This is a genomic window from Nonomuraea composti, from assembly GCF_012034275.1.
In the GTDB taxonomy this organism is placed as follows: domain Bacteria; phylum Actinomycetota; class Actinomycetes; order Streptosporangiales; family Streptosporangiaceae; genus Nonomuraea; species Nonomuraea composti.
The window spans coordinates 36351-52373 of record NZ_JAATEP010000069.1; the positions used below are offsets into that span (position 1 = coordinate 36351).

The 16023-nt window shown below is 72.5% G+C and carries 13 protein-coding genes and 1 pseudogene; 7 read left to right on the forward strand and 7 right to left on the reverse strand.

Going from position 1 to position 16023, the window contains the following annotated elements; all coding sequences use genetic code 11:
- Positions 1 to 15: 15 nt before the first annotated feature.
- From HCN51_RS50705 to HCN51_RS62780, 3 genes are read right to left on the reverse strand one after another with little or no spacing between them, the layout of a single operon-like run.
- Complete coding sequence (locus HCN51_RS50705; RefSeq protein ID WP_168019995.1) at positions 16 to 2523, reverse strand: histidine kinase; 2508 nt, start codon at positions 2521 to 2523, stop codon at positions 16 to 18.
- Positions 2493 to 2876 (reverse strand): response regulator, encoded by a 384-nt coding sequence (locus HCN51_RS50710; protein ID WP_168019997.1) that lies wholly within the window; start codon positions 2874 to 2876, stop codon positions 2493 to 2495. The genes HCN51_RS50705 and HCN51_RS50710 overlap by 31 nt, the downstream gene beginning before the upstream one ends.
- 50 nt (positions 2877 to 2926) lie before the next feature.
- Positions 2927 to 3619 (reverse strand): response regulator transcription factor, encoded by a 693-nt coding sequence (locus HCN51_RS62780; protein ID WP_206068859.1) that lies wholly within the window; start codon positions 3617 to 3619, stop codon positions 2927 to 2929.
- Between the two features lie 179 nt (positions 3620 to 3798).
- Between HCN51_RS62780 and HCN51_RS50720 the strand changes: the two genes are divergently transcribed.
- The 4 genes from HCN51_RS50720 (at position 3799) to HCN51_RS50735 (ending at position 7215) form a co-directional block, all read left to right on the forward strand.
- Entirely contained in the window at positions 3799 to 4062 is a 264-nt protein-coding gene (locus tag HCN51_RS50720; protein WP_168019999.1) for a hypothetical protein, read from the forward strand.
- Complete coding sequence (locus HCN51_RS50725) at positions 4040 to 4747, forward strand: hypothetical protein (protein ID WP_168020001.1); 708 nt, start codon at positions 4040 to 4042, stop codon at positions 4745 to 4747. Before HCN51_RS50720 ends, HCN51_RS50725 begins: the two co-directional genes overlap by 23 nt.
- Before the next feature lie 426 nt (positions 4748 to 5173).
- The gene (locus HCN51_RS50730; protein WP_168020003.1) at positions 5174 to 5602 is read left to right on the forward strand and encodes a nucleoside deaminase; all 429 of its coding nucleotides are present in this window, start codon (positions 5174 to 5176) and stop codon (positions 5600 to 5602) included.
- A gap of 296 nt (positions 5603 to 5898) precedes the next feature.
- Positions 5899 to 7215 (forward strand): family 43 glycosylhydrolase, encoded by a 1317-nt coding sequence (locus tag HCN51_RS50735; RefSeq protein ID WP_168020005.1) that lies wholly within the window; start codon positions 5899 to 5901, stop codon positions 7213 to 7215.
- Positions 7216 to 7218: 3 nt separating this feature from the next.
- Here HCN51_RS50735 and HCN51_RS50740 read toward each other — a convergent pair whose 3' ends face one another.
- A complete protein-coding gene (locus HCN51_RS50740; protein ID WP_168020007.1) occupies positions 7219 to 8187 on the reverse strand; it encodes an EamA family transporter in 969 nt (322 codons plus the stop codon).
- A gap of 76 nt (positions 8188 to 8263) precedes the next feature.
- On the opposite strand from HCN51_RS50740, the gene HCN51_RS50745 reads away from it, so the two are divergent.
- Positions 8264 to 8767: a MarR family winged helix-turn-helix transcriptional regulator gene (locus tag HCN51_RS50745; protein ID WP_346434099.1), complete on the forward strand. Its 504-nt coding sequence runs from the start codon at positions 8264 to 8266 to the stop codon at positions 8765 to 8767.
- Between the two features lie 283 nt (positions 8768 to 9050).
- On the opposite strand, the pseudogene HCN51_RS50750 reads toward HCN51_RS50745, so the two are convergent.
- The 3 genes and pseudogenes from HCN51_RS50750 to uppS form a co-directional block, all read right to left on the reverse strand.
- Positions 9051 to 9875 (reverse strand): annotated as a pseudogene (locus tag HCN51_RS50750) (pentapeptide repeat-containing protein); the annotation flags it as partial.
- Between the two features lie 21 nt (positions 9876 to 9896).
- Complete coding sequence (locus tag HCN51_RS50755) at positions 9897 to 10667, reverse strand: GNAT family N-acetyltransferase (RefSeq protein ID WP_168020011.1); 771 nt, start codon at positions 10665 to 10667, stop codon at positions 9897 to 9899.
- A 67-nt stretch (positions 10668 to 10734) separates the two neighbouring features.
- Positions 10735 to 11454 (reverse strand): polyprenyl diphosphate synthase, encoded by a 720-nt coding sequence (uppS, locus tag HCN51_RS50760; RefSeq protein WP_240974106.1) that lies wholly within the window; start codon positions 11452 to 11454, stop codon positions 10735 to 10737.
- Between the two features lie 633 nt (positions 11455 to 12087).
- On the opposite strand from uppS, the gene HCN51_RS50765 reads away from it, so the two are divergent.
- Complete coding sequence (locus HCN51_RS50765) at positions 12088 to 12444, forward strand: CU044_2847 family protein (protein ID WP_168020036.1); 357 nt, start codon at positions 12088 to 12090, stop codon at positions 12442 to 12444.
- A 43-nt stretch (positions 12445 to 12487) separates the two neighbouring features.
- Positions 12488 to 16023: nSTAND1 domain-containing NTPase (locus HCN51_RS50770; protein ID WP_168020037.1), on the forward strand; the 3536-nt coding region annotated here is incomplete at its 3' end.

The window sequence follows — 16023 nt, forward strand, 5'->3', positions numbered from 1 at the left end:
AACTCGGAGCCGCTTTCAGGGGCGGTGGGCCGCGGCCGGGACGCGGCCGTGCAGGCGCAGCCCCGCGCCGGGGCTGGTCTCGATGGTGAGGGTGCCGCCGATGGCGCCCACGCGGTCGTACATGTTGGTGATGCCGTGCCCGGTGGGCATCAGGCCGGGGTGGCAGCCGATGCCGGTGTCGGCGAAGTCGAAGCAGAGCCCGTCCCGCTCGTGCAGGTCGATGGTCACGGTGGCCTGCTCGCCGGCGTGCTTGCTGGCGTTCTGCAGCGCTTCCAGCAGGCAGAAGTAGACGTTGATCTCGATCTCGGGCGGGTACCGGCCGAGGCCGGCGGCGCGGATCTCGGCCGGCAGCGGCGAGTGCCGGGTGGCGGCCCGCAGCGCCGCCTCCAGCCCCGACTCGGCGAGCTGCGGCGGGTAGATGCCGTGCGCCAGGTCGCGCAGCTCGGCCTGCGCCTCGCTCAGGTCGGACGAGAGCTGCGCGAGCACGGGGACCGCCTGGCCGGGGTCACCGTCGACCAGCCGCTGGGCGACCCTCGACTGCACGGCCGCGGCGACGAGCCGCTGCTGGGCGCCGTCGTGCAGGTTCCGCTCGATCTGGCGGCGCTCCCGGTCGGCCGCCGCGACCAGGCGGGCCCGCGACTCCTGCAGCGCCTCCGCCCTGGCCACCAGCATCACGTGGTTGTGCCAGGCCAGGTACGAGGCCCGCGTCAGGGCCAGCAGCACCAGGGCGGCGACGACGGCGGTGACCGGCCATGTGGGGGTGAGGCCGATGCCGGGGCTCAGGCGGCCGGCGAGCGTGACGGCCACGGCGACGGCGACCGTACAGGCCATGACGACTTTGAAGCGCCGGCGCGGCAGGAACGCCACCGACAGCAGCACCGGCGACACGCTCACCAGCGTCGCGTACGGCAGCGCGGCCGGCACCATCGCGGTCAGCGTCAGCGCGTAGCACCAGGTGATCGCGGCCGACAGGCCGATGGCGTGCTCGATGCGGTGGCGGCGCACGATCCGCAGCGCCGCCACGGCGAGGGCGGTCACCAGGCAGCAGCCGCCGGCCAGGGCGAGCAGCCAGATCCGGTGCGCGCCGGCGTAGGCGGCGGCGGCGACCGCGCCGGCGCCGAGCGCGACGCCCATGATCGCCAGCAGGCCGGTGACGATGTACTGGTGGGGGTGCGGGTGGGTGCTGCGTTGCAGGGTCGTGTAGAGGCGGGCGATGAGGTGCCAGACGGCGTGCAGCGCGCCGCGCAGCGCGCTGCCGCGCTCCTGGCTGGAGCGCTCCACGCCGGCGCTCTCCAGCACCGATCGCGGCAGGTGCCCGTGCAGGCGCAGCCCGCCGCCCGGCCTGGTGTCGACGGTCAGGGTGCCGCCGATGGCGCCGAGACGGTCGTTCATGTTGATCATTCCGGCGCCGGTGTGGACGAGGCGGGGGTCGCAGCCGGCGCCGGTGTCGCGGAAGTCGAACGACAGGCCGTTGCGGTCCTGGAGGGTGATGACGACCGTGGCCCGCTCCCCCGCGTGCTTGACGGCGTTGCGCAGGGCCTCCAGCAGGCAGAAGTAGATGTTGATCTCGATCTCGGGCGGGTAGCGGCCGATGCCGCTGGCGTGCACGGTGGCGGGGATCGGGGCGTGCTGGGCGGCCGCGCGCAGCGCCGTCTCCAGGCCGTACTGGCCGAGCTGGGGCGGGTAGATGCCGTGTGCCAGGCCGCGCAGCTCGGCGCTGGCCTCCTGGAGGTCGTCCGACAGGCGGGCCAGCAGCGGGCCGGCCCGCCGCGGGTCGTCGTCCAGGAGCCGGCGGGCCTCGCGCGCCTGCTCGGCGGCGGCGGCCAGGCGCTGCTGGGCGCCCTCGTGCAGGTTGCGCTCGATCTGGCAGCGCTCGCGGTCGGCCGCGGCGACCAGCCGGGCGCGCGACTCGCGCAGCGCCTCCGTCCTGGCGACGAGCATGCCGTGGTTCTGCCAGGCTGCCAGCGACACCAAAATCGTGATGAACGGGATGAACGCGATCGCCAGCGCGTCCGTCACCGACTTCGGCATCAGCCGCTCCAGCCCGACCCCTGGCGTCGCGCTGCCCACGACCACCAGCACCGTGCCGACCAGCATCGTCGCGCCGAGCATGGCCGACAGCCGCTCGTGGTTCATGTGCTGCACGGCCACCAGCACCGGCAGCAGCACCGCCAGCGCCAGCGTGCCCAGCGCGAACGGCACCGCCGACGTGACCGCCACGGCCACGATCCAGTTCGCCAGCGCGAAGACGACGACGGCGGCGAAGCGCCGGTAGCGGTGGATGAGGTGGATGGCGCGCAGCAGGAACGCCGCCAGCGTGAGCAGCAGCGCGGCGATGGCGAGCAGCCATCCCTCCCTCCGGACCCCCGCCCACAGGGCCGCCATCCAGACGGCGGCCACCACGACGCCGACCAGGTCCGCCTGGATGTAGGTGCGCAGCCGCTCCCACTCCGGTGCGCCGATCTCGATGATCTCGTGCCCCCGCAGGCCGGCTACGAGCCCGCGTGCCCCCCGTCGCTCCACAACGCCTCCAGTTCGTCGGGGCCGAAGCGGTCCTTGTGCCGATAATGAGCGCCCATCACCATCGCGTCACGAGGCAGATCCTCTGTGTTGTTGACCGACAGCAGCACCACCGTGACGTCCGGATGGCGGCACCTGATCGTCCTGGCCGCCTCCAGGCCGCCCATGCCGGGCATGTTCACGTCCATCAGCACCATCCCGACGGCGTGGTTCCGGAGGAAGTCGAGCGCCTCCTCGCCGCTGGCCGCCTCCCCCGCCAGCTCGAAGCCGTCCACCACCGCGATCACGCCGGTCACGGCCCGGCGGAACGAGGGCAGGTCGTCCACCACCAGAACGCGCACGAGGTGTTGCTCCACACCGCTGATCGTCGCACTCGACCGGCGCCGTGTCGGTGGTGCCACCATCACTATCGCGGCCGGATTTCCCCTCCGCCCGGGCCCGAGTCGAGGAACATGAGGACCGCCTTGACCCTCCGGTTGGTGTCGCGGTCGCCGCGCAGGCCCAGCTTGACGAAGATCGAGTTGATGTACTTCTCCACCGCGCGCTCGGAGACGTTGAACGCGGTCGCGATCGCCAGGTTCGACCGGCCGGCGGCCACCTCGGCCAGTGTCTCGCGCTCGCGCGGCGTCAGGTGCCGCAGCAGGCCGGCGTCGTTGCGGGCCTTGGCCGCCACCAGCGACTCGACCACCACCGGGTCGATGAACGAGCCGCCCGACGCGACCGTGCGCACCGCAGAGATCAGCTCGCCGGGCGCCGCGATGCGCTCCTTCAGCAGGTAGCCGCGCCTGCTGCTGCCCTGCTCGATCAGGGCCAGCAGGTACGTCGGGTCGAGGAACTGCGACAGCACCAGCACCGCCACGTCCGGATGGCCGGCCCTCAACGCCGTGGCCGCCCTGATGCCCTCGTCGCTCATCGTCGGCGGCATGCGGATGTCGGTGACGACGACGTCGGGCTTCTCCTGGTCGACGCACTCCATCAGCGCCTCGTAACCCGAGCAGACGCCGACCACCTCGGCCCCGGACTCGGTCGCGATCAGTGCCTCGATCCCGGCCCGTACCAGCAGGTGATCCTCGGCGATCACCACCCGGAAGGACGTCACGTGGCAAACGGTAGCCCGCCGCCCCACGCCCGCTCAACGGGTGCGGAAAACCGAACCATCGACTCGGGAGCCAGCTTTATCGCCGCAATGCCGGGGGCGGCGCAAACTGGCCCTATCGGCAGCGAACCTGCGAACGGATATGAGGGGTTTCACACAAGAACAAAAACGGAGGGGGAGTGGTGGCCGAAATGCTTCACGTCACCGAGCGAGTATCGCGAATCAGGTCCTGCGTCAGCGGCTGGCTGGCGCGCGCCGACCGGGCGTTGTGCGCGGACCAGGACGAGCGGGCCCGCCAGTACGGGTGGACGGTCACCAAGACGGGGTTCGGCTCGCGGCGCTACCGCGACCCGCGCTTCGACGCGCTGAAGGCGGCCCGGCTCGCCGAGTTGCGGACCGCCAGGAGGCCGGCAGGGGTGGGAGATGATCGCCATGTTCCCGCGTAATCCGCGCCACAACCCGTACCTGCCGGTCGACGACCTGCTCCTGGAGCCGGGGCCGGGGCCGCTCACGCGGCTGTGGCGGTGGCGTACGGAGATCGTGCTGCTCGTGCTCGCGGTGGGGGCCGCGGTCACGATCGTCACGGCGGCGGGGCAGGGCATGTGGTGGGCCACGGCCGCGTTGGCGGGCACCGTCTCCGTGCCCGCCACCGTGCCGGCCGGGCGGAAATGGATTGTGCGGCACTTCTGGTGCCTGTTCTCGCGGCACCGGCTGCAGCGGGTGTGCTCGGAGACGTCCATGCACACGCGGGCGGGGAGAATTCCGCTGATCCTCTGGATAACGCCGACCGCGTTCGGGGAAAGGGCCTACATTCTGCTCCGGGCCGGGATTTGCGCGGACGACTTCGAGGCGTTCGGGGCGGAAATAGCGGCGGCGTGCTGCGCGGCTTCCGTGCGGGTGCGGCGGCACCCGCACCGGGCGCAGTTCGTCACGGTGGACATCGTGCGGCGGGGCACCGCGCCGGACCCGGGCGCGATGGAGGGCGCGCCGGACCCGGGCGCGATGGAAGGCGCGCCGGACCCGGGCGCGATGGAAGGCGCGGGAGACGTGTCAGCAGGACCTGGGGCGGGGACGTGGGGCGACGACGGCGAGCAGGGCGGGAAGCGCCCGCTGGAGCGGCTGCCGGGCTGACCCCGCCCCATCACTCGCGGCGGAGGGGCTCACGCCACCCGAGCCTCCCGCCGCTCCCAGCCTCAGGGCACTCCGGGGCCACCGGGCCGCCCCGGGCCCTGGGGCTCCGGCCACCCGGACGGGTGCGGTTCCGTCCGGGTGGCCGGCGTTTCCCGGACGAAGAGGTCGATCCGGTTCGGCTGTGGATGGAACCGGTGGGCGGGGATGTGCTGTCCAAGCTATGGGCGACGTTCACGCCAGTGTCCCGCCCGCCGCTCGCCTCGCGGGGTGAGCCGCGGTGGCGCAGGAGCCGGCTGACGCCGCGGACGGCCCTTCCCGTCCGCCGCGATTGCTGGGCGTCGCCCCCCGCCAACCCTCCCTGGCCGTGCCCGACATGTACGGATAACGTGGCGTTTTCACCGCGAAGACCGCGCGAACGGAGCCACGATGACCGACGACGACGAACGCTTCCTCCGCAGGGCCATCGAACTCGCTGCCAAGGCGCGGGCGGGCGGCAACCCGCCGTTCGGCTCGCTCCTGGTGGGCCCGGACGGGACGGTGCTGGCCGAGGCGGGCAACACCAGCCTCACCGACGACGACATCACCGCGCACCCGGAGCTGAAGATGGCCCGCTGGGCGGCCCGCGAGCTGGATCAGGATACGGCGGCGCGGACCACCATGTACACGAGCTGCCAGCCCTGCGGCATGTGCGCGGGGGCGATCGAGCGGTCGGGGCTCGGGCGGGTGGTGTTCGCGCTGTCGTCCGAGCAGCTCAACGCGCTCAAGCCGGCCGGCTCGGGCTTCCCGCGGGTGCCGGCGGAGGGGCCGGCCCTGTGGGAGGAGGCACGCGTGCCGGTCGAGGGCTACTACCAGTGAGCCTGATCACGGACGTCATCTGACCGCGCGGCGGCCCGCCCTGGCAAGCCCGTTACGCGAACGTTACGGCGCGTGCACGGCGCCGAACGCGTTCGCGACCACTTGACCTGCGCTTTCACCTTTCCCTGCCTGCTCGCGGGGTTGGCGCGAGATTTCTTCCGGGTTATTGACGAAATAAAGCCGCCTGGGCAGACTCTCCGCATTGCCGCACAACGGCGACCCCCCAGCCGTTGGCAGGGACGCTCCGTCCTGCCCTGGGGCGCGCCCGGCTGCGCCGACGTGGAAGGACATGATTGATGACGGGTTCCGACAACGGGTCGTTCGACCGGCGATCCCTGCTGACCGGCGCGGCGGGCCTCCTGGGAGCGGCGGCGTTGCCCGCGGGCGCCGCCCAGGCCGCCACTTCAGAGACGGCGGGGCGCTATCCGGCCAACTGGCCCGAGCTGGAGCCGTACGGGCTCGCCGACACCCGGCAGGACCTGTGGCCGCGTGCCGACAACTCCTTCGTCCTGCCTCTGGAGCCGCGCCCGCAGGACGAGGAGCTGGGCCGGGTCTGGATGCGCGACACCTACGTCAACTGCTTCCGCGTCGGCGGCCGGCCCCTCTACGTCGCCACCGGCACCACCCGCGTCGCCGGGCTCCCCGCCGCCGCCCCGTGGAACGACGGCATCTACGTGTGGACCGCCAGGTCCCTGCGCGGGCCGTGGCGGCTGGCCGACACCACCCGGATCCGGCCGGACGCCGCCAAGGGCAAGGTGTGGTCGCCCGAGTTCGCCGGCGAGAACCGGCCGGGGCGGATGGTCGTGGCACCGTGGCAGGAGTACTGGACCGACGAGGGCCAGTTCGGCAAGCGCGGCAACGCGTGGGCGCCCGAGGTGCACTACTTCCGCGGCACGTGGTACATCGTGGCCTGCATGGGCGACCACTCGCAGAAGGTGGGCTCGTTCATGCTGGTGAGCGAGGGCGGGGTGGAGGGCCCGTACCGGCTGGTGGAGGGCAACCACGACAAGCCGTTCGGCGACCCGTTCATCGGCGGGCCCGGCTGGATCAAGCCGGGCGCCTACCACCACATCGACGGCAGCCTCTACACCGAGGGCGACGACGCGTGGCTGGTGCTGCACAACAACCTGTACGCCAAGTTCAGGGACGACATGGAGGACATCGTCCCGGCCACGAACCTGCCGGCGTTCCGGCAGACGCCGTACGCGCCCGAGCCGTACCTCGAAGGGGCTTACGTCTTCAAGTACGGCGGCAAGTACTACCTGCTGCACGCCGCCTGGAACCGGTCGTCGGTCAACGCCGACGGCAGCACGCGCTACGCCTACGACCCGGCCGGCGCGGGCCGGACGCAGTACCAGTACGACGCCGTCGTGGCCGTCTCGGACACGTTCGAGGGGCCGTACTCCGAGCGCTGGACCGCGGGCGTCGGCGCCGGACACAACAACTTCTTCGTCGACCACAGCGGTCACCTGTGGGCCACGTTCTTCCGCAACCCGAACTTCGGCTACTGGGCGGACCCGGCGCGCGTCGGCGACGCCGCCGTGGCGGGCGTGGTGCGGCTGGAGTGGACCGGCCCGCAGGGCAACCGCCTGTACGTGCAGCGCCGGAAGTAACGGTCAGGTCGCCTTCCCGGCGAGCTCGGGCTGCTCGGGCTGCTCGGGCGGCACGGCTGCGGCGGCCCGCCGTCGCTCCTTCGCCGGTACGGGTGGCGCGGCTGCGGCCCGCCGTCGCCGGGAGGGCTGGAGCTGGGCGGCGACCAGGGCGGCCAGCACGACGACCGCGCCGAGCGCCTGCGCTGCGGTCAGCTCCTGGCCGAGCACGATCCACCCCAGCGCGGTCGCCACGACCGGGCTGAGCAGTCCGAGGAAGGTGACCTTGGTCGCCGACAGCGCCCGCAGCCCCCTGAACCACAGGGCGTAGGCCAGCGCCGCCCCGACGAGCGAGAGATAGGCGTACCCGGCGAGGTTCGCGCCGCTCAGCGTCGCGAGCGGCGCCCCTTCGACGGCGAGCGCGACGGGCACCAGCAGCAGCCCGCCGGCGACGAGCTGCCAGCCGGTGGTGGCCAGCAGCGGCGCGGGCGACTGCCACCGCTTGCTCAGCACGACCCCGGCCGCCATGACGGCGGCGCCGCCGAGCGCGGCGGCCACCCCGAGCGCGTCCAGCCGGGCGTCCGCGCGCAGCACGAGCAGGCTCACCCCGGCCACGCCCGCCACCGCGGCCACCATGGTCCGCACCGTCAGCCGCTCCCCGAGCAGCCCGGCCGACAGCAGGGCGACCAGCAGCGGCTGCACGGCGCCGACGGTGGCCGCCACCCCTCCGGGCAGCCGGTACGCCCCCACGAACAGCAACGCGAAGAACACCCCGATGTTCAGCGCGCCCAGCACCAGCGCCCGCCACCACCAGCTGCCCTGCGGCAGGCGGCGGGTGAGGGCGACGAGCAGCAGGCCGGCGGGCAGCGCCCGGAGCACCGCCGCCAGGAGGGGGCGGCCGGGCGGCAGCAGCTCGGTGGTGACGAGGTAGGTGGTGCCCCAGATGGCGGGGGTCAGCGCGGTCACGAGGACGAGGCCCAGGCGATTTCTTAGCACTAAGACAAAGTATCTCAACGCTAAGGTATTTGTCACGCGATTTACCTCACCGCTAAGACATCGGTAGGCTGGGGCGGTGGCCGATCATGTCGAACTCGTCCTGAAGCAGTGGCACGACCAGCGCCCCGACCTCGACGTCTCCCCCATGGGGGTGATCGGGCGGCTGTCGCGGCTGCACCGGCTCATCGACGCCGAGCTGTCCCGGACGTTCGCGGCGCACGGCCTCGACCGGGCCTCGTTCGACGTCCTGGCCACGCTGCGCCGCAGCGACCCGCCGCACCGGCTGACACCCGCCGAGCTGATGCGCGCCTCCATGATCACCTCGGGTGCGGTCACGCAACGCCTCGACCGGCTGGAGGCACGCGGCCTCGTGACGCGCAGCCCCAGCGCGTCGGACAAGCGCGTCGTTCACGTGACACTCACTGAGGAGGGGTACGCGCTGATCGAACGCGTGCTCCCCGATCACATCGAAACGGAGCACCGGGTGCTGGCCGCGCTGGCCCCGGAACGGCGCGAAGCCCTCGCCGGAACGCTGCGCGACCTGCTGGAATCCCTGGGCGACACGACGGACCCGATCTGACGCGCCGCATGACGGGCGGCGGGCCGGCGGCGTCGCGGGGACGCTGCCCGTGGCGCCGCGTTCGGCGAGGTGGGGTCAGCTCGGCCGACGGCCCCTGGCGTCGCGGGTCGGCGACGTGGCGTCAGCGCGATCGGCGCCCCGTACCCCGGCCCTGGTCCCCGCCCTGGCCTCGGCCCCGCCCCTGAGCCCGGCCCCCGCTCGCGCCCTTGCCTCGGCTCGCGCCTTGGGCGGGCCGTCCGGTGCCGGCCGGTCGGCGCTGCCCCGCGCCCCCGCCGCCGTCCGTCCAATGGGCGGGCCGGGACAGCGAGCCGGGCAGCCGGGTGGCGGAGTCGCCCCGGGCCGCGTTCACCTGCGCCTGCGTCAGGAAGACGGAGCCCGTCAGATCGGCCCCCGACAGGTCCGCGCCCCGCAGGTCGGCCCCGATGAGGTCGGCCTGCCGCAGGTCGGCGCCCCGCAGGTCGGCCCCGATGAGGTACGCCCCGCGCAGGTTGGCCCCGCGCAGGTCAGCCCCCTTCAGCCGGGCGCCGATCAGGTCGGCCCCCCGGCGTTCCTTGCCCTTGAGCCCCGCCCGCGCCAGCTCGCTCGCCCGCAGCAGCAGCTCGTTGACCTCGCCCCGGTGGGCGGCGACGTCGAGCTTTTCCAGCGCGTCGGCGCCCTGCCGGGTGAGCCGCTCGGTCTCGTCGAGCGCGGCCCGCAGCGCGTCGTGCAACGGCCGCGCCGCCTCCAGGGTCAGCGCCTCGGCGAGATACCACAGCAGCTCGTGGAGCTGCCGCATGACGGGGAAGACGGCGTACATCTGCCGCGCCGTCGCCGGCTCCTCGCGCCAGCTGCGCCCCTCGTACGTGACCTGCGAGACCTTCTGCCCGGCCCCGAAGCAGTCGAAGACGGTGCAGCCGGGGAACCCGCGCTCCCTGAGCTGCGCGTGGATGGAGCAGCGGAAGTCGTCACGCAGGTTGTGGCAGGGCTGCCCGCCGGCCTTGTCCACGGCGAAGTCGGCCGAGGCCGCGAACGGCAGCGCGACGCAGCACAGGCCGAAGCAGCTCTCGCAGTCGGCCAGCAGGCCGAGCTCTCGCGGGTTCGTGACGTGCTCCTTCTCGCTCCTTCTCACGGACGGGCAGATCAAGGGTACTCAAGGATGGACGTACGGCGTCGTCGTGGTGAGCTCGGCGAAGCCCAGCCGCAGCAGGATGGGGCGGCTCTGGTCGGAGGCGTCCACCTGCAGATACTCGTAGCCGCGCGCCACCGCCTCGCGGGCCCGGTAGGCGACCAGCGCCCGGTAGACGCCCCGGCCGCGCCACTCCGGCACGGTGCCGCCGCCCCACAAGCCGGCGAACCGGGTGCCCGGGTGCAGCTCCATGCGGGCGGCGCTGACGGGCACGTCGCCGGCCATGGCGACGACCGCGACGACGGTCCCGGCGGCGAGCTGGGCGAGCAGCCTTTCCCTGATGCGGACGCGGGCGGCGCCCCCGAAGGCCGCGTCGTGCACGTCGGCGACCAGCTCGACGCCGTCCTGATCGGTCACCGGGACGAGCCGGATCCCCTCCAGGGCGGGCGCGGCGGGCAGGTCGGCCGCCCTGGCCACCATGAGCGTCTCGGCCGGCTCGGGGACGAACCCGGCGGCCAGGAGGCGGTCACCCAGGTCGGCGGGCCGGTCGTGGCCGTACAGCTTCCACTCGAACGAACGCCCCAGCGCCCCGAACCGCCGCACCTGCGCGGCGATGGCGGCGTCGGCGTCCTGCCCGGTGCTCAGGCCGGACCAGAGGACGCCGTTCCAGCCGTCCTCGGGCCCCACCTGCCGGACCACGCCCCCGTCACGCTCGACCACCGCCCCCGGCTCGCCGGCGACGGCCTCGCGCCGCAGCTCCCGATCGAACGCGGCCAGCACCTCATCACGATTCACCGGGACACCCCACCACCGGCGCCACTCCCCCGGCAACCGGTTTTGTCCCTTGTGAGGGGCTCGCCTCTCAGCTCCCGTAACGCCGCTGCCGGGCCGCGAAGCTGCGCAACGCGCGCAGGAAGTCGATCTCCCGGAACGCCGGCCAGAACGCCTCACAGAAGTACAGCTCGGAATAGGCGGACTGCCAGAGCAGGAAGTTCGACATGCGCTGCTCCCCGCTGGTCCTGATGACCAGGTCGGGGTCGGGCTGCCCGGCCGTGTAGAGGTGGCGGGCCACGTCGTCCACCGTCAGGGTCGAGGCCAGCTCCACCATGGACTGGCCGGCCTCGGCCCGCTCGTACAGCAGCTCGCGCAACGCCTCGATGACCTCCTGCCGGCCGCCGTACCCGATGGCCAGCGTGAGATGGAAGCCGGTGTCGCAGGTACGGGTGGCCTCGACGGCGCTCTTGAGCGCGCGGGCGGTGGTGTCGGGCAGGATGTCGAGCATCCCGGCCACGTGCACCCGCCAGCGCGCGTCGGGCCGGTCGAAGTGGTCGGCGACCATCTGCTCGATCACCCTCAGCAGGAACGCCACCTCCTCGTCGCCGCGCCGCTGCAGGTTCTCGGTCGAGCACAGGAACACGGTCAGATGCTGGATGCCGAGCCCTTCGCACCAGGTCAGCACGTGTTCGATGTGGTCGGCGCCGTACTTGTGGCCCATGCTCGGGTTGGCCATGCCCATCTGCTTGGCCCAGCGCCGGTTGCCGTCCATGATCAGGCCGACGTGGCGGGGCAGGGGGCCCGCCATCACCTGACGGCGCAACCGCCGGGCGTAGAGGGAGTGAAGGAGGTCGATCGTCTGCACCTTCCAAGGATGGCGCGGACGGCGCCCCGGAACCTGATCTTTCCCGATTTCTGACCCATAAGCTCTCCGGCGTCCTCCCTGCCGAGCCATGACGGACAGGGACCCGCTCGACCGGCGTGCCGAGGTCCCGCACGGGCCCGTTCCCCCGGCCCTGACCGCCCGCCCCGCGCGAAAGTGTCCAGTGAAGTGGCCCTCGCTCCCGGCAAATTACGGAATGTCCATGTGCTGGCGGGACATCTCTTTCACCCGGATTAGTGAAGTGGAAAGGAATTCAACGGCGGACACCCCTGGAAAAAGGAGGTACGGCACGAGCACACGCCAGGGCCCGTCCACGCCACGACGCCACGACGGTGGGGCGGGACGGCCGAAGCCGCTGGTGGAATCGCGCTGATTCCGTGAACTCGACATTCTCGACAAGCCCTGCCGGTCGCACTGCGGTTCGGTAAACTGCGACATCCGTCTGCGGGAATTAAACCGTTCCGGCGCCGAACCATCGGCTCTTCTCGCAGTCAACTCACCATGTGGAAGTGTGTGGCCGCGCCGTTGTCACACCGGCCGCGGGAAAGTGAGGATGCTGTGAGTGTTCGTCCGGTGCACACGGTCGAGGTTCCCGTGGGTGACGACGGCGATGACGTGGTCCGGGTGCAGATCCGTGAGGTGGACGAAGCACTCGTCCGGGTCGGCAGGGGCGGCGGGACCGTCGTACGGGCCGAACGCTCGCTCGGCCGGATGCTGGAGACCGTGCGGCCCGTGGCGGAGAGTTTCGTCACGCGGTTCCAGGGGCTGGTGAACGCGCCGGACGAGATGGTGCTGGAGTTCGGGGTCTCCCTGTCGGCCGAAGCGGACGTCGTCATCGCGAGTACGGCAACCGAGGCCAACTTCTCGGTGAGCTTGACGTGGAAGCGCGAGCGGCCGGGCACGCCGGGCGAGTGACCGCCGGCGGCCGGCAGCGGCCCCGGGGGGTTGGAGGAGGCTGATGGCGGAGACGGCGTGGGCCTGGCCGGGCGGCCCGCACGAGGCGCTGGCCGCGGCGGTCGTCCGGATCATGGGGCGGCACGACGCCCTGGGCGGCGCGGGCTTCGTCATCGCGCCGAGCCTGGTGCTGACCTGCGCCCATGTGGTGTCGGACGCGCTGGAGCGGCCCCGGCAGGAGCCGGTCGCCGAGGGGACGCCGGTCGTGGTGGAGTTTCCGCTGTCCGAGCCTCCGGCCGGCGGTGACGCGCGCCCGAGATGGCCGGCCGTGGTCGAGACCTGGGTGCCCATCAGGGCCGACCGGACCGGCGACCTCGCCCTGCTCCGCCTGCCGGAGCCGGTCCCCGGCGCCCGCCCGCTCGCCATGGCCGATCCCGGCGCGGTGGGGGGCGGCCAGGTACGCGTGGTCGGATTTCCGCGTGACGCGCCGGGCGGCGACTGGTTCGAGGGCAGGCTCGGTGGCCCGACGAGTGAGGGCTGGATGCAGCTGTCCAGGGCACACGGGCAGACCGTGCACGTCCGGCCGGGCTTCAGCGGCAGCCCCGTCTGGGACGACGCGCTGAGCGCGGTGATCGGGCTGGTGGTGGCCGCGCAGCCGGTGGGCGACGCGCAGCAGGCGTACGCGCTGCGGACGAGGACGATCGTGCGGGAGATCCCGGCACTCGGCCACTTGATCCGCCCGCCCTCCCCGTTTCGCGGGCTGAAGCCGTACGAGGAGGGCGACGCCGACGTCTTCTTCGGCCGGAAGGAGGACGTCGACACGGTCGTGACCGTCCTTTACCAGGCGCGCACCGTCACGATGTACGGGCCTTCGGGCTGCGGCAAGTCGTCGCTGGCCCTGGCCGGTGTGGTGCCCCGGGTCCGGGCGGATGGGCACGACGCGCTGGTGTTCAACGCGGGGCGGATCTCGTCGATGCGCTCCGCGCTGGCCACCGAGCTGTACGAGGCCGTCAGGTCGGGACGCTACGGTCCGGCCCGCGTGGACGGCGCCGGCCAGATCGAGAAGTGGCTCGCGGACAAGGGGCTCGCGGACACGCTCCACGGCGTGCGCGGCACCACCGCCGGCGAGCTGATCGTCGTCCTCGACCAGGCGGAAGCACTGCTGAACCGTACCCCGGCCGAGCTCGACGAGCTGACCGACCTACTGTTCGCCCGCGACGGCGGCGCCCGCGTCCTGGTCATGTTGCGCTCCGACCTGGTGGACGCGGTGCTGCGGCATCCTCGCCTGGGGCCGGCGCTGCTCGGCGGACGGACGTTGCCGCTCACTCCCATGTCGGCCGGGCAGCTCGAGGAGGTGATCACCAAGCCCGTCGAGCGGCTCCCTGCCGTGCGGTACGAGCCGGGGCTGGCCCGCCGCATCCTGGACGACGCGGGCGGCGAGCCGGGCGTCCTGCCGCTCCTCGGTTTCGTCCTGCAGCAACTGTGGGACCAGCAGGACGGCGGTTACCTGCGCAACGCGGCGTACGAGCGGCTGGGGCGGGTGTCGGGCGCGCTGGAACAGCACGCCAAGCAGACGTGGAGCGGCCTGTTCACGGGCCGTCCAGAGCAGGAGGAGGCGGCTCGGCGGCTGCTCACCAAGCTGGTGCGGATGCTGCCCGACAGCCAGATCCTGCTGCGTCGCAGGCTCACCCGTGACGAGGTGGACGAGACCCAGTGGGAGATCGCGGCGGCGTTCGCCAAGGAGCGGCTGCTGGTGCTGCACGGCGGCGAGGGCCGGCCGGAGAGCGCCGAACTCGCCCATGAGGCGTTGATCACGGCCTGGCCCATGCTGCGTGACCAGGTGGACAGGGACAGGAGGTTCCTGGCCGGGCAGGCGGAGCTGGAGCAGGACGTGCGGCGCCGGCAGCGTGGCGGGCCGTTGCTGACCGGCGCCCAACTTGCGGCGATCGATCAGTGGGCGGGCGGGCGCGAGGACGACCTGACCGAGGAGCAGCGGCGGTTCCTGGCCTCGTCCCGTGAGCAGGCCCGCACCGAACGGCGGCGCAGGCGTACGGCGTGGTTCACCCTGGCGGTGGTGCTCGTGCTGATCGTCGCCCTGGCCACCTTCGGTATCGTCCAGCGGCAGGTCAGCGCCGTGCAGGCGGGCGAGAACGCGTCCCGGATGCTGGCGAGCTCCATCGAGGACATGCTGGAGGGCGACCCGGGGCTGGCCGCCCTGGCGGCCGTCGCCGCCTACGAGGTCGCGCCCACGCAGGAGGCGACGAACGCCCTGCTGCAGCGGTACGACCAGCTCAAAGATGCCGCCTGGATGCTGGCGGGGTTCGAAGGGCTGATCATGAACACCGCGATGAGCGCCGACGGCAAGGTCCTGCTGGGGACGTCCGTGGGCGGCCGCGGAACGCTGTTCGTCCGCCACGCCGGCGGCAGGGTGCTGCGCAGGCATCTCGGCCTGCCGGGCAACCTGGCCTTCCCGCTGATCAGCAGGGACGGCCGGCGCATCGCTTACGCGCGGGACGGCAGCGACTCGATGTTCTGGCATGACATACGCCATGCCGAGAACGACATCATCGTGGGGCCGGCTCACCAACTGCCCGGTGCCGCACCGCAGAAGTTCGCCAGCGGAGGGCGGGACGGCAGCCTGAACATCGTCTCCTTCTCACCGAGCGCCGAGCGGATCGCGACGGTGACGTTCGACGGCCGGCTGCGCGTGTGGGACCTGAGGACCCAGCGGCTCCAGAACCTGCCGAAGCGCTTTCCCGGCCTGCTGCAGGTGTGGTTCGGCCCTGATGAGCACACCCTCGTGGGCGCGCGGCTTCATGGCCCGAACTCCCTGGTCTCCCTCGACCTGCGCACCGGGGCCGTGCGCGAGTTCGAAGATCGGCGCGGCAGGTCGGTGCCGAGTTCGGTGGAGACCGCGCTGTCGGGTGACGGCGGCGTCCTGACCGTGTGCCGCAAACCCTATGACGGCGGCAAGGCCGTCTACCGGGTCATCCGGGTGTCCGACGGGCGGGAGCTGGCCCGTTACGTGTCCACCGCCGCCTACAGCTCGTGCCGGCGCCCCGCCATCTCTCCGACCGGTGATCACGTCGCCGTCAACGAGGGAGACGGCGTGTGGATGCTCGTCGGGGCCGGGAAGGGCACGCCACCGCGACGGCACACAGGGCCTGTCATCTCCTACACCGGCGTGGTCGGCCCCTTGCTGGGCACGCCGGCCGACCCTGTCGTGGTGCACCGCGACCGGGTCAGCGTGACCGGCTGGGAGCTGCGCGCCGATGACGGGCTGGCCGCGTACAGCCCGCCGGCGCTGCTCGGTGCAGGGCGCTCCATGGTGGTTCGCATCGGCAAGGTCGACGGCAAGGCCGCCGACCGGCTGGCCGTGCTGGAGACAGAGGGACGAGGGAGAACGCTGGCCGAGGTGCCCATCCCTCCCGCGCCCCGTGACCGGGATCGGCTGCTGGCCGTCAACCAGGCCGAGACTCTGGTGGCCGACGTGTCCGACCTCAACAAGATCACTGTTTACGCTCTCCCGGACCTGCGCGAGGTCATCTCGTTCACCGCCGGTACGCCTCCGCGTGGCGAGGACGGGCTCCAGGAACCGGT

Bases quoted from the DNA above. Each gene is read 5' to 3' on its own strand.
- HCN51_RS50735 (WP_168020005.1), top strand. From the start codon at position 5,899: ATGACGGGTTCCGACAACGGGTCGTTCGACCGGCGATCCCTGCTGACC.
- HCN51_RS50725 (WP_168020001.1), top strand. From the start codon at position 4,040: ATGATCGCCATGTTCCCGCGTAATCCGCGCCACAACCCGTACCTGCCG.
- uppS (WP_240974106.1), bottom strand. From the start codon at position 11,454: ATGGCGGGCCCCCTGCCCCGCCACGTCGGCCTGATCATGGACGGCAAC.
- HCN51_RS50730 (WP_168020003.1), top strand. From the start codon at position 5,174: ATGACCGACGACGACGAACGCTTCCTCCGCAGGGCCATCGAACTCGCT.